Annotated in this window: 22 protein-coding genes; 9 read left to right on the top strand and 13 right to left on the bottom strand. The window is 41.5% G+C overall.

What is annotated here, in order from left to right; all coding sequences use genetic code 11:
* The first annotated feature begins 64 nt into the window (after positions 1 to 64).
* Positions 65 to 706, top strand: a complete 642-nt coding sequence (msrA, locus tag FVA72_RS19955) for a peptide-methionine (S)-S-oxide reductase MsrA (RefSeq protein WP_110591051.1) — start codon at positions 65 to 67, stop codon at positions 704 to 706.
* 253 nt (positions 707 to 959) lie between these two features.
* Positions 960 to 2,327 carry a hemolysin family protein gene (locus FVA72_RS19960; RefSeq protein ID WP_004905961.1) on the top strand — a complete coding sequence of 456 codons (1,368 nt, stop codon included), beginning with the start codon at positions 960 to 962 and terminating at the stop codon, positions 2,325 to 2,327.
* A 74-nt stretch (positions 2,328 to 2,401) separates the two neighbouring features.
* On the opposite strand, the gene FVA72_RS19965 is transcribed toward FVA72_RS19960, so the two are convergent.
* Positions 2,402 to 2,608 (bottom strand): DUF1107 domain-containing protein, encoded by a 207-nt coding sequence (locus tag FVA72_RS19965; protein ID WP_004905964.1) that lies wholly within the window; start codon positions 2,606 to 2,608, stop codon positions 2,402 to 2,404.
* Positions 2,609 to 2,898: 290 nt separating this feature from the next.
* On the opposite strand from FVA72_RS19965, the gene FVA72_RS19970 reads away from it, so the two are divergent.
* The gene (locus FVA72_RS19970; protein WP_110591050.1) at positions 2,899 to 3,459 is read left to right on the top strand and encodes a YtfJ family protein; all 561 of its coding nucleotides are present in this window, start codon (positions 2,899 to 2,901) and stop codon (positions 3,457 to 3,459) included.
* A gap of 195 nt (positions 3,460 to 3,654) precedes the next feature.
* Here the strand turns inward: FVA72_RS19970 and qseC are convergent, their stop codons facing one another.
* Together qseC and qseB are read right to left on the bottom strand one after the other, a co-directional pair.
* Positions 3,655 to 5,016: a quorum sensing histidine kinase QseC gene (gene qseC / locus FVA72_RS19975; RefSeq protein ID WP_110592550.1), complete on the bottom strand. Its 1,362-nt coding sequence runs from the start codon at positions 5,014 to 5,016 to the stop codon at positions 3,655 to 3,657.
* Positions 5,016 to 5,678: a quorum sensing response regulator transcription factor QseB gene (gene qseB, locus FVA72_RS19980; protein ID WP_004905970.1), complete on the bottom strand. Its 663-nt coding sequence runs from the start codon at positions 5,676 to 5,678 to the stop codon at positions 5,016 to 5,018. Before qseB ends, qseC begins: the two co-directional genes overlap by 1 nt.
* Positions 5,679 to 5,857: 179 nt before the next feature.
* Here qseB and FVA72_RS19985 point away from each other — a divergent pair, with 179 nt between their 5' ends.
* The 4 genes from FVA72_RS19985 (at position 5,858) to mqo (ending at position 9,172) form a co-directional block, all read left to right on the top strand.
* Complete coding sequence (locus FVA72_RS19985; protein WP_036958838.1) at positions 5,858 to 6,262, top strand: YgiW/YdeI family stress tolerance OB fold protein; 405 nt, start codon at positions 5,858 to 5,860, stop codon at positions 6,260 to 6,262.
* A 114-nt stretch (positions 6,263 to 6,376) separates the two neighbouring features.
* Complete coding sequence (nudK, locus tag FVA72_RS19990) at positions 6,377 to 6,967, top strand: GDP-mannose pyrophosphatase NudK (protein WP_110591049.1); 591 nt, start codon at positions 6,377 to 6,379, stop codon at positions 6,965 to 6,967.
* Between the two features lie 313 nt (positions 6,968 to 7,280).
* On the top strand, positions 7,281 to 7,670 hold the full coding sequence (locus FVA72_RS19995) for a cupin domain-containing protein (RefSeq protein ID WP_036958789.1): 390 nt from the start codon (positions 7,281 to 7,283) through the stop codon (positions 7,668 to 7,670).
* A gap of 8 nt (positions 7,671 to 7,678) precedes the next feature.
* Entirely contained in the window at positions 7,679 to 9,172 is a 1,494-nt protein-coding gene (gene mqo / locus FVA72_RS20000) for a malate dehydrogenase (quinone) (protein WP_110591048.1), read from the top strand.
* A gap of 44 nt (positions 9,173 to 9,216) precedes the next feature.
* On the opposite strand, the gene cysQ is transcribed toward mqo, so the two are convergent.
* Positions 9,217 to 9,957 (bottom strand): 3'(2'),5'-bisphosphate nucleotidase CysQ, encoded by a 741-nt coding sequence (cysQ, locus tag FVA72_RS20005; RefSeq protein WP_004905978.1) that lies wholly within the window; start codon positions 9,955 to 9,957, stop codon positions 9,217 to 9,219.
* 124 nt (positions 9,958 to 10,081) lie between these two features.
* Positions 10,082 to 10,702, bottom strand: coding sequence for a peptidylprolyl isomerase (locus tag FVA72_RS20010; protein ID WP_004907421.1), 621 nt, complete (start codon positions 10,700 to 10,702; stop codon positions 10,082 to 10,084).
* A 218-nt stretch (positions 10,703 to 10,920) separates the two neighbouring features.
* On the opposite strand from FVA72_RS20010, the gene FVA72_RS20015 reads away from it, so the two are divergent.
* Complete coding sequence (locus tag FVA72_RS20015) at positions 10,921 to 11,520, top strand: LysM-like peptidoglycan-binding domain-containing protein (protein WP_110591047.1); 600 nt, start codon at positions 10,921 to 10,923, stop codon at positions 11,518 to 11,520.
* 150 nt (positions 11,521 to 11,670) lie between these two features.
* Positions 11,671 to 12,420, top strand: a complete 750-nt coding sequence (locus FVA72_RS20020) for a CDP-diacylglycerol diphosphatase (protein ID WP_110591046.1) — start codon at positions 11,671 to 11,673, stop codon at positions 12,418 to 12,420.
* A gap of 98 nt (positions 12,421 to 12,518) precedes the next feature.
* Here the strand turns inward: FVA72_RS20020 and rplI are convergent, their stop codons facing one another.
* From rplI to FVA72_RS20060, 8 genes are all read right to left on the bottom strand, one after another.
* On the bottom strand, positions 12,519 to 12,968 hold the full coding sequence (rplI, locus tag FVA72_RS20025; protein WP_004905983.1) for a 50S ribosomal protein L9: 450 nt from the start codon (positions 12,966 to 12,968) through the stop codon (positions 12,519 to 12,521).
* A 38-nt stretch (positions 12,969 to 13,006) separates the two neighbouring features.
* On the bottom strand, positions 13,007 to 13,234 hold the full coding sequence (gene rpsR, locus FVA72_RS20030; protein WP_000135199.1) for a 30S ribosomal protein S18: 228 nt from the start codon (positions 13,232 to 13,234) through the stop codon (positions 13,007 to 13,009).
* A 4-nt stretch (positions 13,235 to 13,238) separates the two neighbouring features.
* Positions 13,239 to 13,556: a primosomal replication protein N gene (gene priB, locus FVA72_RS20035; RefSeq protein ID WP_036958791.1), complete on the bottom strand. Its 318-nt coding sequence runs from the start codon at positions 13,554 to 13,556 to the stop codon at positions 13,239 to 13,241.
* An 8-nt stretch (positions 13,557 to 13,564) separates the two neighbouring features.
* Entirely contained in the window at positions 13,565 to 13,960 is a 396-nt protein-coding gene (gene rpsF / locus FVA72_RS20040; protein WP_004905988.1) for a 30S ribosomal protein S6, read from the bottom strand.
* Between the two features lie 155 nt (positions 13,961 to 14,115).
* Complete coding sequence (gene rlmB / locus FVA72_RS20045; protein WP_004905989.1) at positions 14,116 to 14,865, bottom strand: 23S rRNA (guanosine(2251)-2'-O)-methyltransferase RlmB; 750 nt, start codon at positions 14,863 to 14,865, stop codon at positions 14,116 to 14,118.
* Positions 14,866 to 14,953: 88 nt separating this feature from the next.
* Positions 14,954 to 17,422, bottom strand: a complete 2,469-nt coding sequence (gene rnr, locus FVA72_RS20050) for a ribonuclease R (RefSeq protein WP_036958793.1) — start codon at positions 17,420 to 17,422, stop codon at positions 14,954 to 14,956.
* Between the two features lie 42 nt (positions 17,423 to 17,464).
* The gene (gene nsrR / locus FVA72_RS20055) at positions 17,465 to 17,887 is read right to left on the bottom strand and encodes a nitric oxide-sensing transcriptional repressor NsrR (RefSeq protein WP_004907407.1); all 423 of its coding nucleotides are present in this window, start codon (positions 17,885 to 17,887) and stop codon (positions 17,465 to 17,467) included.
* A 331-nt stretch (positions 17,888 to 18,218) separates the two neighbouring features.
* Entirely contained in the window at positions 18,219 to 19,520 is a 1,302-nt protein-coding gene (locus FVA72_RS20060; protein ID WP_004905994.1) for an adenylosuccinate synthase, read from the bottom strand.
* Positions 19,521 to 19,787: the final 267 nt, after the last annotated feature.

The following is a 19,787-nucleotide window of genomic DNA, read 5'->3' on the forward strand; positions in this document are numbered from 1 at the left end:
ATATACACAAGTTTTTATCCCTATTTTTAGATTATTTGTGTGGTCAATACATATAGGAATCATTATGCCTTTTAATAAATTTCACTCTGCAAGTATTGCACAACCTCTGCCCGGCAGAGCAACTGCTATGACTTACTCACCATATCATGCGCTTAACCATCATTCGATTGAGATTATTCCTAAGAATATGGAAATTGCTTATTTTGCCATGGGTTGTTTTTGGGGAGTTGAACGATTATTTTGGCAGCAAGCTGGGGTTTATTCAACTTCTGCTGGGTATTGTGGTGGAGTGACCCCTAACCCGACCTACGAGGAAGTTTGCTCTGGGCGAACTGGCCACGCAGAAGCGGTTCGTGTCGTTTTTGATCCGCAAGTTATCAGTTACTCTCAACTATTGACATTATTTTGGGAAAACCATGACCCTGCACAAGGCATGCGCCAAGGAAATGACATGGGAAGCCAATATCGTTCCGCAATTTATACTGTGTCAGATGAGCAAGACCAGCAAGCGATGGAAACACTGCAAGCTTACCAAAATGCAATGATAGCGCAGCATGACTCTCGTGCAATCACGACCGAAATAGCGCCCTTAGACACTTTCTATTTTGCCGAAGATTACCACCAGCAGTACTTATACAAAAACCCGAATGGATATTGCGGATTAGGAGGGATTGGTATCTGTTTACCACCTTCGTTAAACAAATAAATCAATAACATAATACAGTGAGTTCATCTTCCCAACCATTCAAGTTGCTTTTCAATATGACTTAAAGCAGCTTGAATGATGATGAATATCTAGGCAGATAAATCACCTCAGTGCTATACTAATGCAACATATCAACAATTTGCGCATATTGCGCAACATATATTTGCATACTCAATATATTTAAATACACGAGACTATGCCTTCAGAGATTTTTGAATTTTATGGATTCTTCCTTTGATTGGCTGGATAACTTATGCTCAACAGTTTATTAATTGTTCTATTATTATGTGCAATTAGCGCATTCTTTTCTTTGTCAGAAATTTCTCTGGCAGCTTCCCGCCGCATTAAACTTAAACTTATGGCCGACGAAGGCAACATTAATGCGGCTCGCGTGCTTAAATTACAAGAAATGCCGGGAATGTTTTTTACCGTCGTTCAAATTGGTTTAAATGCCGTTGCTATCCTTGCCGGTATTGTGGGGGAATCTGCTTTTTCTCCAGCTTTGTACGATATCTTTATTCAATTTTTATCCCCAAGCTGGGCTCAACAAGTTTCATCAATCCTGTCATTCACCATTGTGACAAGCTTGTTTATTTTAGTGGCTGATTTAACGCCTAAACGCATCGGTATGGTAAAACCTGAAGCCATTGCGATTCGTATTGTGAATCCGATGCGCTTCTGTTTAGTGGTACTGAGCCCATTCGTCTGGTTTTTTAATGGCCTTGCGAACCTGTTTTTTAAATTATTCAAATTACCTACATCACGCAATGAAGATATCACTTCTGATGATATTTTTGCGGTCGTTGAAGCAGGTGCTGTAGCGGGTGTGTTACGTAAACAAGAACACGAATTAATTGAGAACGTGTTTGAGCTGGAATCACGTACTGTACCATCAGCGATGACTCCGCGTGAAAGTATCATTTATTTTGACAAAGACGAGTCAGAAGAAAGCATCAAACATAAAATTTCAACCCAGCCACATTCTAAGTTTCTAGTATGTGCAGGGGGTATTGACCATGTTATTGGTTATGTTGATTCGAAAGAATTACTTAACCGTGTACTCAATGGGCAGAGCTTAAGTTTAAAAGATGGTGTTCACATTAGAAATACGCTCATGATCCCTGACACCCTCTCATTATCAGATACCTTAGAAGCATTTAAAACAAACGCCGTCGATTTTGCTGTGATTCTCAACGAATATGCATTAGTCATGGGTATCATTACCATCAATGATGTAATGATCACTTTAATGGGGGACTTAATTGGCCCAGGGCAAGAAGAGCAAATCGTAGTACGTGATGAGAATTCGTGGTTAGTTGAAGGCGGAACGCCAATTGAAGATGTGATGCGCATTTTAGATATTGATGATTTCCCTGACTTTAGCAACTATGAAACCATCGCAGGGTTTATGATGTACCGGCTAAGAAGAATGCCGAAACGGACAGATTATGTGAAATATGCGGGCTATAAATTTGAAGTCGTCGATATTGATAATTACAAAATTGACCAATTACTCGTAACTCGCCTGACTACAGCGCCATCACCTGTCGTTGTACAACCCGGAAAAAATACTATTGAAACGGCTGGCGCAAAACAACAAACAAAAGATACAGGACATTAATGCTTGATAGCGAAGCCGTTTCTTTCAATGCGCCACCTATGTGGCGCGTTGTTAACCAAAAACTGCTGATTAACCTACCCCAGTTCTGCCTGCAATAATGAAACCTGTTTATTGACCTCACTCATCACATTGTAATGGCGCTTATCACTGATTTTAGGTGGTAGAATTTTCCCATAGTTAAACTCAAATGCCCCAAAATCCTTAATATAGAGCCTGCCACGGAATAGCGTTTTGACGTAAAGAGCAATCTTAGATGGGTTATAACGGTTAAAAATTTTCATTAGAACTTTGCCTCCCCTTTGTTCTTACGATATTCAATAACTCATACCGTACAATAATCATAGACCAGAAATTTTTATTTTGGTTCTAAAATTGCAGTTTTATTCAATTTACTGACATAACATGACACTGTAAATTAACTGTTAAAACCCCATAAACTTTGCTTTTGTTCTAAATTTTAAAAAAATGTTAAATTATCTCTTGTAACTCATCCGATGAGCTATGCTATAAATAGTAGTCAGCAGACAAACCACTAGGCTCACATGGCAAAATAATCAATCAAGGGGCTTTTATGATAAAAAATTATTTACTTTTAATATGCTTGCTTGGGGTATCTGCAGTAGCTTCTGCAGCAAATATTCAATTAAACCAATCTGTTCCTGCTGTTTCTGTCACTGACAAGGGTGAGCTTGTCATGAATAATGACGGGAAATTGGATTATCAACCGTGGAAAAGCCAACAGCTCGTTGGAAAGGTGCGTACTATCCAACACATTGCTGGCCGTTCTTCAGCAAAAGAACTCAATGCCCCCTTAGTTGAGGCTATCAAGCAAGCCAAGTTCCCTCACGATAGCTATCAAACAACAACAATCATTAATACCGATGATGCAATTTTCGGTACGGGTGTATTTGTGAAAAACAGCGTTGAAGATAGCAAAAAAGAGTTTCCATATTCACAATTTATTGTTGATAGCGAAGGTACGGTGAAGAACGCATGGGGCTTGAAACCAGAAAGTTCAGCAATTATCGTATTGGATAATCAAGGGAAAGTGTTGTTTTTCAAAGATGGTGAATTAAATACCCAAGAAGTTCAAAAAGTCATTAGTTTGTTAGTCTCATCACTAAACCAATAACGTCTACCTTTTGCTGTTACTAAGTTAGTATGTAGTGTGCGCAATTTCGCACACTACAATTTCTCACACGCGACAGGTAGTTAGCCCTATCTCACTTGAGTTAAAAATAGTGAGTTATGCTAAAATGCCCTTACATTAAATATGCATAATTATGATTATTATTTTAATAAACAATCATAATTAATGTGCTTATTATCACGTTTTAGTTTCATTCCAATACACTTTGGCACAAAAGCCCCCATTAACGCCATGAGTAAAAATAACTTGTAAATGATGCAATTGCGCAATCCGTTTAACAATAGAGAGCCCTAAGCCACTCCCAGTTTTTTCTTGTCCCGGCGGACGATAGAAGCGCTCACCTAATCGCCGTAAAACTTCAGGTGTCACGCCATTACCATCATCTTGAACTTCAAGGTGATCAGCATACAAAATAATCTCCACTCGCCCCTCTATTTTTCCATAACGGATTGCATTATTGAGCAAATTTCTCAGCAACGCATTGAGTAGTAATGGCTGACCTTGAAAATCAGGGGGGCTAGCAACTAAAGTATTTATTATCGTTGTTTGCTGCTCTTTAGCTTCCGGCTCTACATCTTTTATCGCCGCTTCAATTAACTCAGGCCAAGATACAACTGTAATATCATCAAGTTGCGTGGATGACTCTAACCGAGACAACATCAGTAGTTGGTCAACGAGCCTTGTCGCCCTATCAATACCTTCCGATAAATTAGCCACTGCATGATTACGGATATCTGCATTATTCCCTGCAATTTGTACCACTTCTGCCTGCACCCTTAATGCTGCAAGTGGGCTACGTAGTTCATGAGCCGCATCCGAGGTAAATTGTCGTTCACGAGCAAACATTTCATTAATACGGCCAAACAGTACATTCATAGAGTCAATAATAGGTCTTACTTCACTGGGAATTCGCGTCACTTGTACTGGGGTTAGTTCATCAGGTTTTCGGTGATACAACTGGGTTGCTACGTCCTTCAATGGGCGTAAAGCTCGTGTCAACAGCCATAAAAATAGTAATAACATGATTGGCAAAGCAATCAACCAAGGCATAAATTGTGCAACCATAATATCGGTTGCCATTTCTTGTCGGTATTCCCACTCTTGCCCTACTGCAATGATATATCGACCATCTTGAGATTTTAGCCACACAAAACGCCAAGGGTCGTCACTTCCTTGGATCATCCCATCGCTAAACCCTTCTCGCTTAAATTGATAGACGATGTCTCTACCGTTATCACCGTCGTTTAATACCATTTCGCCGCCTGGTGTAAAAATAGCAAATGCCAGTGCATCGTCATCTTGATGGCCACGGTTCTTTCGCAATAGTTTTTTGGTTTTAGTCAGTGAAGGCTGGCTCAATTCAAAGCCTGATGGTAAAACAGATAACCGTTTAGCAAACGCCATTTGCTGGGTATCAAACAGCTCATTAATCGTTTTATAGCTTTGGTACCACGCTAACGAACTGGCGATCCCCCATGTCAGTAAAGCTAACAAGAGCAGCATTAAAGTGAGTTTCAGCCTAAGACTAAATGTCTTCATCATTTATCATCACCTAATCGATAACCAACACCATGAATGGTTCGAATAAACTTATTGCCTAATTTACGCCTTAAATGATGGATATGTACCTCAACCGAGTTACTAGAGACCTCTTCATCCCAGTTATATAATTTTTCTTCAATTAAAGGGCGAGAAAAAACTTTATTTGGGTTATGCATAAATAAAGAAAGTAAAGCAAACTCTTTCCCTTTTAGTTGTACAGGTTCACCTTGCTGTGTCACCGTCATTGCAACTGGATCCATTTCGACATCACCATGCGTAAGTTTAGAAGATAATTGCCCACTTCGGCGGCGGATCAACGCTTGCAAACGCGCCATGACTTCCATTAAAGCGAATGGTTTACAAAGATAATCATCAGCCCCTTGTTGAAGTCCTTGAACACGCTGATCCAAAGCATCCCGTGCCGTCAAAATCAAGACTGGCTCATCACGCCCCTCCTTACGCCAATGCTTCAAAATATCCATTCCATCAATATTTGGTAACGAAAGATCGAGTACAACAGCGTCATAAGGTGCATCAAATAAAGCGAGTTGCCCCTGTTTACCATCCATAAACCAATCAATGGTAAATCCTAATTGGGTTAAGCCCACTTTTAAGCCATCACCAATTAACCGGTCATCTTCAATTAGTAGAATTCGCATAATCTACCCCCATATTAGAATATTATTATATTTATCCTATCAGCTATAATATGACTAGCTATTATTGGCAAAATTAAAAATATAATTCGTTAGTTAAGTTTCTTAAGATCCTGTTAAGATTTACTTGGTTTAATACCCTCCATACAAACAAGTTTACATCCAATTTGGAGATACCGATGATGAAAAAATTACCTGTAATTGCTTTAGTTGCTGCACTCGCAAGTGCACCTGTTTTCGCTGCAAATGGCGGGTTTGACGGCCCTGGCGCTGCCACAAATACAACAGCCCAAACCTCTCCAACCGGTGGTTTCATCGGCCCAAATAGTGGGGAAATGACTGTCGCAAAAGCACTTGATATGTCAGATGACAGCTGGGTTATTTTACGTGGGAATATCGTTAAACAACTCGACCATAAACATTATGAGTTCACTGATGGTACTGGCACCATTAATTTAGAAATCAGTGAAAAGCGTTGGAACGGGATCAATGTAACGCCAAAAGACAAAGTTGAAATTCGCGGTAAAATTGATAAAGACTGGAATTCAAGAGAAGTCGAAGTTAAACAAATCCAAATAATTAAATAACCCGCAAGTTTACAATGGGATATGCTCTAAAGCAGGTCCCATCTAAATCCTATTTCATACAGAAATTAACAGTGCTAAATTAACAAAATCATTTTTGGTTACTAAGGCTGCTTAATGACTGTAAAACTCCCTAACATACGGAATATTCGTGAGAAACTGCTTTCAGATAATTGGTATATTTTAAAAAAATATACTTATGAGTTACAACGTCGAGATGGTAGTTGGCAACAACAAGAGCGCGAAGTCTATGATAGAGGCAATGGTGCCGTTATTTTGTTATATAACAAAATAAAAAATAGCATTATTTTAATTCGTCAATTTCGTCTGCCTGTTTATGTTAATGGCTATTCTGATTTTCTGATCGAAGCCGCCGCTGGTTTACTAGAAAACGCCTCACCAGAAGCTCGTATTATTGCTGAAGCAGAAGAAGAAACGGGTTTTAAAGTCGATAAAATTCAAAAAGTTTTTGAAGCCTTTATGAGCCCTGGTTCAGTCACCGAAAAACTCCACTTTTACATTGCTGAATATAGCGATAATAATCGTCGTAACGCAGGTGGTGGGCTTGAAGAAGAAGGGGAAGATATTGAAGTTTTAGAGTGGCCCTTCTCTAAAGCCGTTGATGCGATAAGAACGGGAGAAATAGTTGATGGTAAAACCATTATGCTAATCCAATATCTCGCCCTAAACTCTATTCTAAAAAGCTGATCCTATACTTATAGCTCATAATGATAAAATAAGTCATCGTGAGCTCTCCTATTTTTTATCAGTCATTAAACGAACGATAAAAATAAAACAAATCATAAAAAGACAATCAACTTTTATTATTTTGTTGTTTAATTAAAAAATAAAATCATAAAGCCAAGATAAAACATATTTAGCTTTGACCTACTCGCTAAAAAACTTTAAATTCAAATAATATTAATTTTATATATCATCATTTTAAGAGTCTTATTTTTGCATCCAATGAATATCAAATAATTGTTATACATTACAGTCGGTGATTAAGGAGCTAAATAAAATGATACGTTGCGTTCGTATGTGGACAGGAGAAGATGGAAATTCTCTATTTGAAGAGGGCACTCTTGAGCTCAATAATATAGCAGGAGGCGATAACCAAACCCCTACCATTGCAGTCAACGAGCTTACCTTTCGTGAAACAGTTTCTGGCGGCTCTTTTGATTGGCATCAAGACCCAGTTCCTCGCTATGTCATTACACTTTCAGGTACTTTAGAATTCGAAACCAAAGATGGTTCTAAATTTATCATCAACCCAGGTGATATTTTACTTGCGCAAGATAATACAGGAACAGGCCATAAATGGCGGCTTATTGGTGATGAACCTTGGCGTCGTGCTTATGTTGTCTATCAAGAAGGCACCGATCTTTGCTTCACTCCAACAAAAAAATAGGGGGCATCATGAGCAAACCCATTGCTGAGAATGTCGATATTGCTCTCATAGGTGCAGGGATCATGAGTGCAACGCTTGGTACATTTCTCAAAGAACTTGAACCTTCACTGACGATCGCCGTTTTTGAAAGGCTAAACGACTGTGCCCAAGAAAGTTCCCACCCGTGGAACAATGCGGGAACAGGGCATGCCGCTAACTGTGAGATGAACTATACACCACCAAATCCAGATGGTACGGTGGACATCAGTAAAGCCCTTGAAGTCAATACCGAATTCGATCTCTCTCGTCAGCTTTGGTCTTATCTGGTCACCAAAGGCAAAATTAAAGACCCACGTGACTTTATTCACCCATGCCCACACATGAGCTTTGTTTGGGGTGAAGACAATGTAAAATTCTTGAAACAACGCTACCAACAGATGTCTGCTAACCACTGTTACCACAACATGGAATACAGTGATGATCCAAAGCAGATCAACGAGTGGGCACCTCTGATCATGGAAGGTCGAGACCCTAAAGAAGCGATTGCGGTTACCCGTGTTAATACCGGTGCTGATGTCGATTACGGTGCGCTAACGCATTTATTAATCGCACAATTAAGTGAACAGTCCGGTTTTTCAATTCACTATAAACATGAAGTCATCGATGTTAAAAAAACCGCCGATGGCAGATGGAATATTGAAGTTAAAAACCTACTCACGCACGAGAAAACAATGACTTCCGCGAAGTTTGTGTTTGTTGGTGCAGGCGGTAGAGCAATCGAATTACTACAGAAATCAGGGATCCCTGAAGGAAAAGGGTATGGTGGATTCCCCGTCAGTGGTATCTGGCTGCGTTGTGATAACGAAGAAATTGCCTCTCGCCACCATGCAAAAGTCTATGGTAAAGCAGACAAAGGCTCACCACCAATGTCTGTTCCACACTTGGACACTCGCATTATTGGTGGTAAACGTTCTCTATTATTCGGGCCTTATGCCGGTTTTTCGAGTAAATTCCTTAAGCACGGCTCTTATTTAGACCTGTTTGAATCGGTTAAATTGAATAACATTGAACCAATGCTTGCGGTTGCGAAAGATAACTGGTCACTCGCAGAATACTTAGTGGGCCAAGTCCTGCAAACTTCTGCTCACCAATTTGCTATGCTGCAACAATTCTACCCAGAAGCACAGCATGAGGATTGGAAAGAGGTGGTTGCAGGGCAACGAGTACAAATTATTAAGCCTGACCATGATAAAAAAGGGGTTTTAGAGTTTGGTACAGAACTGATTACTAGTGCGGATAAATCATTTACTGTATTGATGGGAGCATCTCCGGGGGCCTCCACAGCGGCATTTATTGCGCTAAACGTATTAAAAACGTGTTTTGATGAGCAACTCAAAGCCGATGGATGGGAAACACGTTTAAAAGACATCATTCCAACCTATGGGATTGACTTAAAAACGGATGCAAAAGCCTGTTTAGATATTCGTACAGCCACTGCCAAAGTGCTGCAACTAGATGATTAGTTATTAATTAGGTTGGGAAATCACTTCCCAACCTTTATTGATGTTTAGAATAAAATCACCCGAAAACCTGGATTTAAGAAAGACTCTCGAGGTGTATAATCGAGCGTTTTTCCATGCCAATCAACGACTTTTGCCCCTGCACCAATGGCAACCGCATGTCCAGCTGCAGTGTCCCAAATATTTGTAGGCCCAAAACGTGGGTAAAGCTGTGCTTTTCCTTCCGCAACCAAACAAAATTTGAGTGAAGAACCAATTTCTACTGTCGTGTGTTCACCCATTTGTTTTAAATAATCCATTAATTCATTGTCTTGATGGGAACGGCTGATAACAATGACTGGTGGCTTGGCATCATTCACATGAATAAGTTGCTTATGGCCACCCTCCTCCTTCCATGCCTGATTACCTTCAGCGTAGTACAGCAGCCCTTTCGCTGGGGCATAAACTACCCCCATCGTTGGTACACCGTTCTCAATAAGGGCAATGTTAACCGTAAAATCCCCATTACGATTAATAAATTCTTTCGTTCCATCCAATGGGTCAATCAACCAATAGCGTTGCCAATTCTGCCTGACTGGCCATTCAGGAGGATCTTCTTCAGACAGTTGGGGGATATCAGGAGCAATACGAGCAAGGCCCGCGGTAATCACATTGTGGGCGGCAATATCAGCCTCTGTAACAGGCGAATTATCACTTTTGTGTTCAACCTGTAAAGGTTCTTGCGCATTATAAGTTTCCATAATCGCATAACCCGCTTCTTGAGCTAATTCGCAAATTTGCTGTAGCATATTATTCACCTCTCTGATGACCCTTTACTGCAAGAGTAGCAATTGTGTGAAATTAACGCCATAAAAAAAGCCCCAAAGTCCAAAGACAATGAAGCTTTTTAACTGTGAACTGAACTAACAGAAATTATAAAATTTCAAGTAATTCAACTTCAAATACTAATGTACTGAATGGCGGGATTGATGCACCTGCACCACGCTCACCGTAAGCTAATTGGTGGGGGATATATAATTCCCATTTAGAGCCGACTGGCATCAGGGTCAATGCTTCAATCCAACCTGGAATAACGCCGCTTACAGGAAACTCTGCTGGCTGCCCACGCTGTACTGAGCTATCAAACACAGAGCCATCAATTAAACGCCCTGTATAGTGAACACGTACGCGGTCTGAGCGAGATGGGATAGCACCATCACCTTGGTTAATCACTGAAAATTGTAAGCCAGACTCAGTCGTTGAAACACCATCACGTTTTTGGTTTTCATCTAGGAATTTTTGGCCTTCTTCCGCTAATGCTGCCTGGCGGGATACACGAACAGCGTCGGCACGCTCATGCACTTCACGCAATGCTTTGTGCAGAGTTTCAACAGGTACCGATGGCATATTGCCTTCTAAAGCGTCAACGAGGCCTGCTAGAATTGCATTTGGCACTAAACCTTCTAGCCCTGACTCTAATAATTGCTGCCCAACTTGTAAACCTATGCCATAACTCGCTTGAGCTTCTACCGAATCGAAATTTTGGTTTGCCATGAAAATACCCATATGATTTTGAGAAAATCCAAGAATAGCAGCCCCATCCTTATGGGTAAACCCAAACAATGAATCTAAAGAATAAAACTGATTGATTCCCGACAAATTTATTCAGTGTTCTCTGAAAAATTCAGCCCAACGCTAAAAAAGCCTAAAAAGGGTGCTAGTATGCGTATTAATACGGTCTAATTTACTCATTGCCTCATCAAGGAGGAGTGATGTTTAAACTTTCAAAATTTCATCGCTATGGTATTGCACTGCTCGCTTTAATTGTCGTGGTCGCTTTTTTTTGGCCTGCAAGCGAAAAATCCCCCAGCGATATTGTTCAAAACCAGCCTATCGTTATCCCACCACCTACTACCCCTGAGGTTGTGCCTGAACCGACTATTACACCGCCGATACCAGAGCCCGTGCCGGCACCTGAAGATAATTCACCTCTTTTACCTACTGAGCCCGAAATTATCCCAGAACCTATTGAGCCTGAACCTAATGAGCCTACGACGGTAACATCACCAGAAAAAACGCCTGAGCCCAAAACAACTCGCCCTTCTGCTAATGAATGGCAAAACTACCGAGTACAAAAAGGGAAGACGCTCGCACAACTCTTTCGTGATAATAACTTACAAGCCAATGATGCTTTTATTATGGCTCGCGTTGAAGGGGCTGAGAAACCACTGAGTAATTTACGCCAAGGGCAAAAAATTCGTCTGAAAGCAAATACAAAAGGTGAAGTTCAATTATTAGAAACTACTGGCTCTGATGGGAAAACTTATAGTTTCGCGCGGTTAAGTGACGGAAGCTATTACCGTACACCTTAGTTTAAACACCGACTTTAGGGTAGCATCCCGCTACCCTAATACTTAGTCTGAATTTGCACTATTTACCCCACCTTGGCTTAACAATATATAAATTTAGCGATATATAATAAATAGTCTCTCTCACTAACATGTTAAGCGATAAAAACTATCATGCTAAAGCGCAAATGGATTAACATATTTTTAGGTGTGGTTTTTTTATTACTTATCGTGATTGTTAGCTATATTTCATGGTTCAAGATCAATTCAAATGCGCTGTGGAACATCGTTAATACTCAATGTATTCCATTACTTCCAACAACGCTGCCCTGCTTGAAAGTAGAACAGGAAAAACACTATGTATTATTCAAAGATAAAAAAGGGCCTTTACACAACTTAATTATCCCGACTGAAAAGATCACGGGGATAGAATCTAGCCAATTATTGGAACAAAACTCACCCGACTATTTTGCTATCGCTTGGCAAGAAAGGGGCAGTTTGTCACAACAAACACCCCACCCAATTCCTGAACATTTATTGGCCATTGCGGTAAACTCCCAATATGGCCGCTCACAAGACCAACTCCATATTCATATTGCCTGCTTAAAACCTGAGATAAATGAAACGCTTAATCAACTTTCATCGACAATAACAACACATTGGGCTTCTTTATCTTCTGAACTAGCGGGTCATCATTACTTAGCCAAAAAATTTCCAGAAGGCTCACCCCATGTAGAAAATTCGTTTCATCAACTAAACGAATATGTCATCAAGCATCACGATAAAATGGGTAATTTTGGGCTAGCAATGGTACAGCTTAAAGATGGTTCTAAGGTATTACTTGCCAACCGATTGAATTTTTGGGATTTGAACTTAGGTTCTGCGGGTGAATTACTCGACTACCAATGCTTAGCTAATCAATAAATACAAAAATATTGTCTAGAAAATAAAAAACACCGGACTTAGCCGGTGTTTTTTATTCGCATCATGGATAACCCAGTGATGCATATCATCATTATTGATTACTCAGCAACGATGATAACGTTCAGCTCTGCGAAAACATCGCTGTGTAACTGGAAGTGAACTTCGTGGTCACCAGTAGTACGCAGAACGCCGTTTGGCAGGCGAACTTCGCTTTTCGCGATTTGAACGCCAGCCGCAGTAATTGCGTCAGCGATATCACGAGTACCGATTGAACCGAACAGTTTACCTTCGTCACCAGCTTTAGAAGCTAAAGTTACAGAACCCAGAGCAGTAACAGCTGCTGCACGAGCCTGTGCTGCTGCCAGAACGTCAGCTAATTTAGCTTCCAGTTCAGCGCGGCGAGCTTCGAAGAATTCGATGTTTTTCTTAGTCGCAGGAACAGCTTTGCCCTGTGGAACTAAGAAGTTACGAGCATAGCCCGATTTAACGTTAACCTGATCACCCAGGCTACCTAGGTTAGCTACTTTATCAAGCAGAATAACTTGCATTACCTTATCCTCTATTAGTCGTTAATGGACTGTACCAATTACTGATGACGATCAGTGTATGGTAACAGAGACAGGTAGCGAGCGCGCTTGATAGCACGAGCGAGCTGGCGTTGATATTTTGCACGAGTACCGGTGATACGGCTTGGTACAATTTTACCACTTTCAGTGATATAGTTTTTCAGCGTTGCGATATCTTTATAGTCGATCTCTTGAACGCCTTCCGCTGTGAAACGGCAGAACTTGCGACGACGGAAATAACGTGCCATATGGCTAGTCTCCAGAATCTATCAAATCAATCTGCTCGGCATGGAGGACAATCTTGCTAATTCCATTGCGCCCTTGATGGGTACTAATGAAACCGCTTACTGTAATCCAACTGCCGACCGTTATACTGTGAGTATGGGCTTGTAAGGTTTGTCCGCTGGCGATAATGGGCATTCTGCACCATGCTTGCCTTGACAGTCCTGCTTCCAGCTGCTGTGAACGATGTTCTAAAACAAACTGGCAGTGAGGAATGCCTGACGGACTCACTTTTCGAATCAATGCTTTACAGACTGTGCCTGTTAACACCAAACGATTAGTGGTCACCTGCGCAATTACTCTTCAGAATCCCCAGTTTCTTCTACTTCTTCATCCTGATATTCATCAGACATGTCACGGCCACGACGTTCGTCTTTAGCTTTGACCATTGGAGAAGCTTCTGTTACTGCGTGTTTTAAGCGCATAACCATGCTGCGGATAACGGCATCGTTGAAGCGGAAGTTAGTTTCCAGCTCATCAATCGCTTCCTGCGGCGCTTCTACGTTCAGAAGAACATAGTGTGCTTTGTGCAGTTTATTGATTGGGTAAGCCAGTTGACGGCGGCCCCAGTCTTCCAGACGGTGAATCTGACCTTGTGCGTTAGTGATAACAGCACTGTAACGCTCGATCATGCCCGGAACCTGTTCGCTTTGGTCAGGATGGACCATAAAAACGATTTCGTAATGACGCATTAGTAGTTGCTCCTTACGGATTATTAGCCTCCTGTCTGGGTTAACCGCGGCCCGCGGAGGCAAGGAACTTATTGAGTGCGGCTAAAAAATTGACGCGTAACTATACCCATCCCTGAGATAAAACTCAAGAGATGGATACCGTTTTACATTAAATATTATTTTTCTACAGAAACAGGTAAGCGCTGACGCACCGCTTCAAATAAACAAACCCCTGTCGCCACTGACACATTTAATGATGACACAGAGCCCGCCATTGGAATACTAATTAACTCATCACAGTGCTCACGAGTTAAACGGCGCATGCCTTCGCCTTCAGCTCCCATAACTAAGGCTATCGAGCCGGTTAATTTGCTTTGGTATAAATTATGGTCAGCTTCACCCGCCGTTCCCACAATCCATACATTGTATTCTTGTAGCAAACGCAATGTCCTTGCCAGATTCGTCACACGAATAAGTGGAACATTTTCTGCCGCGCCACAGGCCACTTTTTTCGCGGTTGCATTAAGCTGAGCAGATTTATCTTTAGGAACAATCACAGCATGAACGCCAGCGGCATCAGCGCTACGTAAACACGCGCCTAAGTTATGTGGGTCTGTTACGCCATCTAATACTAATAAAAATGGCGATGATGTGTTCTCCAATAAATCAGGCAGATCACCTTCTTGATACTGTTTACCCGGTAATACTTTCGCAATGATACCTTGGTGAACGGCGCCTTCGGTTTGGCTATCCATCCATTGACGGTTCGCCACTTGAACAACAACACCTAACGCTTCGATTTCATGCACCAGCGGCATTAATCGGCGGTCTTCACGACCTTTCAAAATATAGACTTCTTTAATGCGTTGCGGTGAACGCTCAAGTAAGGCTTTCACTGCGTGAATGCCATAAATCATTTCGCTCATAAATTTCTTATTTATATTAATAAATAGTAAAGTGGCGTGTTAGCGCCACTTTGGTTAATAACGATGGTTAATAACTACAGCAATACCATTATCCCTCTTGTTTTTGGGATTTTTTTGCAACGCGTTTAGCTTTTAATTTTGCTGTAATTTTTCTGGTTTTATCGGAAGGCTTTTTGCCTTTTCCTTTCCCTTTCGCCTCTGGCTTAGCCTCAGCTTTTTTTCCTTTTTTATCGGAACGACGAAATGCAGAATCAGGCTCGAAGTTTTTATCTTTACTCGCATCCGCTTTTCGACGAGCTGGGCGTGTAGCATTTTTAACTTCTTGCTTCATTTTGTCCCGCGCCGTTTTGCCCGGGTTTTTCGCTTTACGAGTGGTTGAAATTAATGCGAAATCGATGGTGCGTTCATCCATATGCACCGCTTCAACACGAATTTCCACTTCATCGCCAAGACGGTAAGTGGTACCTGATGATTCACCAATTAAACGCTGACCGACCGCATCATAACGATAGTAGTCATTATCCAACGTTGAAATATGCACTAAACCATCAATAAATAAATCATTAAGGCGAACAAAGAAGCCAAAACCGGTCACACTGGTAATTAAACCTGTAAAGGTTTGGCCTACTTGGTCCTGCATGAAATCACATTTCAGCCAGTCAGCCACATCACGTGTTGCTTCATCAGCACGGCGCTCAGTCATTGAGCAGTGCTCGCCAAGCTGTAACATGCTATCCATGTCTGAATGCCAGCCACCCGTTTCCGTCCAGCGTTTATCTGAATGACCATGTTCTTTAGCCAGCAGATATTTTATCCCGCGGTGTAACGTCAGATCTGGGTAACGACGAATTGGTGATGTAAAGTGAGCATACGATTTCAAACCTAGACCAAAGTGACCGCGATTTTCAGGATCATAAATCGCTTGTTTCATCGATCGTAAAATCATGGTTTGTAGTAATTCATGATCAGGGCGTTCAGCCACTTCATTCATTACCTGCGCATAATCTTTCGGCTCAGGCTTCATTCCGCCCGGCAAAGTCAACCCTAATTCACTAAAAACAGAGCGTAAATTCATCACGCTTTCTTCTTTAGGGCGGTCATGCACACGGTACAATGCAGGCTCTTCATTTTTCTCAACGAACCGAGCCGCCGCAATGTTAGCCAAAATCATGCACTCTTCAATCAATTTATGTGCATCATTGCGCTCTACTGGCTCAATACTTTCAATACGTCGCTCCGCATTAAAAATAAATTTCGCTTCTTCAGATTCAAAAGAAATCGCACCACGCTCAATACGTGCAGCATCAAGTGCTTTATATAATTGATGCAAATGCTCAATATGTGGCACTAGCGCTTTATAGTGCTCGCGCAGTTCTTCGTCTCCTTCCAAGATTTTCCATACTTTTGTATAAGTTAACCTTGCATGAGAACTCATAACCGCTTCATAGAACTTGTATGAAGAAAGCTTACCAGATGCCGACACCGTCATTTCACACACCATACACAGGCGGTCAACACCAGGGTTAAGTGAGCACAGACCGTTCGATAAGACTTCCGGTAGCATAGGAACGACTTGAGATGGGAAATATACCGAATTACCGCGGCTACGCGCTTCTGTATCCAGAGCCGTTTGTGGGCGGACATAATAGCTTACATCCGCAATCGCCACCCATAAGCGCCAGCCACCGCCTTTCTTCGGTGCACAGTACACTGCATCATCAAAGTCACGAGCATCTTCACCATCAATCGTGACTAACGGTAAGTCGCGTAAATCCACGCGCCCTTTTTTCGCAGACTCAGGGACATGTTCACTTAGGTCAGCGACTTGTTTTTCAACTTGTGGTGGCCATGAATGTGGGATTTCATGAGTACGTAAAGCGATTTCCACCGCCATACCTGTGCCCATTGTTTCGCCTAATACTTCAATGATATTCCCCACCGCTTGCGAGCGACGTTGTGGACGAGTGACTAATTCAACCACCACTACATTACCCATTCGAGCGCCAAGAACACGATCTTTCGGTATCAAAATATCAAAGCTTAAACGGCTATCATCCGGTACGACAAACCCCATACCCGATTCAATAAAATAGCGACCAACAATTTGGTTATTACGCGGCTCTAACACACGAACAACCCGAACTTCTGTACGCCCTTTACGATCTTGCCCATAAGGTTGCGCCAAAATAACGTCGCCATGCATGGCGCGTTTCATTTCATCTTGAGATAAATAGTAATCTTCTTTTTTACCATCAACACGTAGGAAGCCGTAACCATCACGGTGGCCAATGACTTTCCCTTTTAATAAGTCTAAACGCTCCGGTAATGCATAACACTGACGGCGAGTGAAGACCAGTTGACCATCACGTTCCATGGCTCTTAACCGACGACGTAATGCCTCTAATTCATCTTCTGTCGATAAATTCAATAATTGTGCGATTTCTTCGCGGTTAGCTGGTGCAGTACGCTTCGAGATAAGGTCAAGAATATATTCTCGACTTGGAATTGGGGACTCGTATTTTTCTGCTTCTCTTTCCTGAAAAGGATCTTGTGACATCGTTACCTCCGTTGTCATCAGAATTCATAACTACCGCAAATGCTAATCAAGCAGTAGTTGATAGAGCGGGCTGTTATCTTTCACCATGTCCGCCAGCGTGTATTGATCAAGTTCTTGTAAAAACTGCTGTATTGCTTGGTGTAGCACACCTTTTAAACGACACGCAGGTGTAATGTGGCAAAACTCGCCACTACAATTAACAAGAGTCAGGGGTTCTAATGCTCTAACAACGTCCCCTATACGAATTGATTCTGCTGGTTGTCCTAGTGTAATCCCGCCATTTTTGCCACGAGTGGCTTTAATATAACCTAAGTGACTGAGTTGATTAATAATTTTTACCATATGGTTACGAGATACACCGTAGACCTCGGTGACCTCAGTAATACTGGTCATTTTCCCTTCACCCAGAGAAGCCAGATAAATAAGAGCTCGTAACCCATAATCTGTAAAACTAGTCAGTTGCACAATCACCTCAAAATTTTAGCTATAACGCTGTTGGCCGCAAATCAGTGGCCTAAAAACATGTGACTTCTTTTAAAATTCACATTTACTATTTCTAACCCAACACATTCAGTTTTCTGAATAAAATATAGCATGCTAATAAATTATATGTTGCTAAATACAGTTTAACGTATAACACAGGTCAAATATGCATTTAATTGCACAGAATTTGCACACAAAAGTGACTTAATTCAATCATTATGGGGAATTTTGACTGTTTTATCAAAGAAGCGACATATTGGAAGGAGGTAAAGCAGTAAAAAAACTGCGCCCGTTTAAGGCGCAGTCAGTGTTATTACTCAACATCAAATGGATCACGCAGGATCATGGTCTCTGAACGATCTGGGCCCGTTGAAATAATATCAACTGGAATACCCGTTAGTTCTTCAACACGTTCGATGTAATTCAGAGCTGCTTGTGGCAGTAATTCTCTTTGTTTCACACCAAAAGTTGTTTCTTTCCAACCTGGCATTGATTCATAAACTGGCTCTAAACCATCCCACTCATCAGCAGCTAAAGGTGTTGTTTCTAACACTTTACCATCTGGACGACGGTAGCCTACACAAATTTTGACTTCTTCTAAACCGTCTAAAACATCCAGTTTAGTCATACAGAAGCCTGACAGTGAGTTGATTTGTACCGCACGATTAATCGCAACGATATCTAACCAACCAGTACGGCGTTTACGGCCTGTAGTTGCACCAAATTCTTGGCCTTTTTCACGCAGGAACTCACCCACTTCGTCAAACAGCTCAGTAGGGAATGGGCCCGCACCAACACGTGTTGAGTAAGCTTTGATAATACCTAATACGTAGTTTACATAGCGAGGACCTAAACCAGAACCCGTCGCCACACCGCCAGCAGTCGTATTTGAAGAAGTTACATAAGGATAAGTACCGTGGTCGATATCTAATAATGTCCCTTGTGCGCCTTCAAACATCACTAATTCATTCTTCTGATTTGCTTTATAGAGCAGATCAGAAACATCAATTACCATGCCAGTTAGGATATCAGCCACAGCCATAATATCATCTAACGTTTTTTGGTAATCTACAGCTGGTTCTTTATAGTAATGAACAAGTTGGAAGTTGTGGTATTCAACGATTTCTTTTAATTTTTCTGCAAACGTTGCTTTATCGAATAAATCACCAACGCGCAAACCACGACGTGCAACTTTATCTTCATAAGCAGGACCAATACCACGACCTGTTGTCCCAATCGCTTTGGAACCACGTGCTTTTTCACGCGCATTATCTAATGCGATATGATAAGGCAGGATCAGTGGGCATGCTTCAGAAAGACGTAAACGTTCCCGAACAGGAACACCGCGGTCTTCCAATTCTTTCATCTCTTTCATTAATGCGTCTGGCGCTAAAACAACACCATTAGCAATAATGCTGATGACATTTTCACGAAGAATACCGGATGGAATTAAGTGGAGAACGGTTTTTTCACCGTTTACAACAAGAGTATGGCCAGCATTATGGCCGCCCTGATAGCGAACTACATATTTAGCACGCTCTGTCAGCAAGTCAACGATCTTGCCCTTCCCTTCGTCACCCCATTGGGTGCCCAGTACGACAACGTTCTTACCCATTTTGAAATACACTCGGTTGCTTAAAAATGAATTCTACCATCAAAAATGAACTGTTCCAGTGATATTTTGGCAATACAAAAATTTTTTTCTGGAAAGCAAGTAAAATGGTATTTTTTATTTCTGCCGTAAACTCAAAATGAATGCCATCAGTTGAGCAGCTCAAATTTTCCCTGAAAAATCCTATACTTAAAACGACAGGCGAAAAAAAGCCCACCGAAGCGGGCTTTTCTTTAATAGATTAACAGTTATTTTGCTAGGTTGCACGCA

This window comes from Providencia sp. PROV061 (assembly GCF_011045655.1).
Lineage (GTDB): Bacteria > Pseudomonadota > Gammaproteobacteria > Enterobacterales > Enterobacteriaceae > Providencia > Providencia hangzhouensis.

Excerpts from the sequence above, each read along its gene's own strand:
- FVA72_RS19960 (WP_004905961.1), top strand. The coding sequence starts at position 960 with ATGCTCAACAGTTTATTAATTGTTCTATTATTATGTGCAATTAGCGCA.
- rpsR (WP_000135199.1), bottom strand. The coding sequence starts at position 13,234 with ATGGCACGTTATTTCCGTCGTCGCAAGTTCTGCCGTTTCACAGCGGAA.
- rnr (WP_036958793.1), bottom strand. The coding sequence starts at position 17,422 with ATGTCACAAGATCCTTTTCAGGAAAGAGAAGCAGAAAAATACGAGTCC.
- qseB (WP_004905970.1), bottom strand. The coding sequence starts at position 5,678 with ATGCGAATTCTACTAATTGAAGATGACCGGTTAATTGGTGATGGCTTA.
- qseC (WP_110592550.1), bottom strand. The coding sequence starts at position 5,016 with ATGAAGACATTTAGTCTTAGGCTGAAACTCACTTTAATGCTGCTCTTG.
- mqo (WP_110591048.1), top strand. The coding sequence starts at position 7,679 with ATGAGCAAACCCATTGCTGAGAATGTCGATATTGCTCTCATAGGTGCA.
- FVA72_RS20015 (WP_110591047.1), top strand. The coding sequence starts at position 10,921 with ATGTTTAAACTTTCAAAATTTCATCGCTATGGTATTGCACTGCTCGCT.
- nudK (WP_110591049.1), top strand. The coding sequence starts at position 6,377 with ATGACTGTAAAACTCCCTAACATACGGAATATTCGTGAGAAACTGCTT.
- rlmB (WP_004905989.1), bottom strand. The coding sequence starts at position 14,865 with ATGAGCGAAATGATTTATGGCATTCACGCAGTGAAAGCCTTACTTGAG.
- FVA72_RS19965 (WP_004905964.1), bottom strand. The coding sequence starts at position 2,608 with ATGAAAATTTTTAACCGTTATAACCCATCTAAGATTGCTCTTTACGTC.
- FVA72_RS19970 (WP_110591050.1), top strand. The coding sequence starts at position 2,899 with ATGATAAAAAATTATTTACTTTTAATATGCTTGCTTGGGGTATCTGCA.
- FVA72_RS20020 (WP_110591046.1), top strand. The coding sequence starts at position 11,671 with ATGCTAAAGCGCAAATGGATTAACATATTTTTAGGTGTGGTTTTTTTA.
- FVA72_RS19995 (WP_036958789.1), top strand. The coding sequence starts at position 7,281 with ATGATACGTTGCGTTCGTATGTGGACAGGAGAAGATGGAAATTCTCTA.
- FVA72_RS19985 (WP_036958838.1), top strand. The coding sequence starts at position 5,858 with ATGAAAAAATTACCTGTAATTGCTTTAGTTGCTGCACTCGCAAGTGCA.
- rpsF (WP_004905988.1), bottom strand. The coding sequence starts at position 13,960 with ATGCGTCATTACGAAATCGTTTTTATGGTCCATCCTGACCAAAGCGAA.
- msrA (WP_110591051.1), top strand. The coding sequence starts at position 65 with ATGCCTTTTAATAAATTTCACTCTGCAAGTATTGCACAACCTCTGCCC.
- FVA72_RS20060 (WP_004905994.1), bottom strand. The coding sequence starts at position 19,520 with ATGGGTAAGAACGTTGTCGTACTGGGCACCCAATGGGGTGACGAAGGG.
- FVA72_RS20010 (WP_004907421.1), bottom strand. The coding sequence starts at position 10,702 with ATGGCAAACCAAAATTTCGATTCGGTAGAAGCTCAAGCGAGTTATGGC.
- cysQ (WP_004905978.1), bottom strand. The coding sequence starts at position 9,957 with ATGCTACAGCAAATTTGCGAATTAGCTCAAGAAGCGGGTTATGCGATT.
- rplI (WP_004905983.1), bottom strand. The coding sequence starts at position 12,968 with ATGCAAGTTATTCTGCTTGATAAAGTAGCTAACCTAGGTAGCCTGGGT.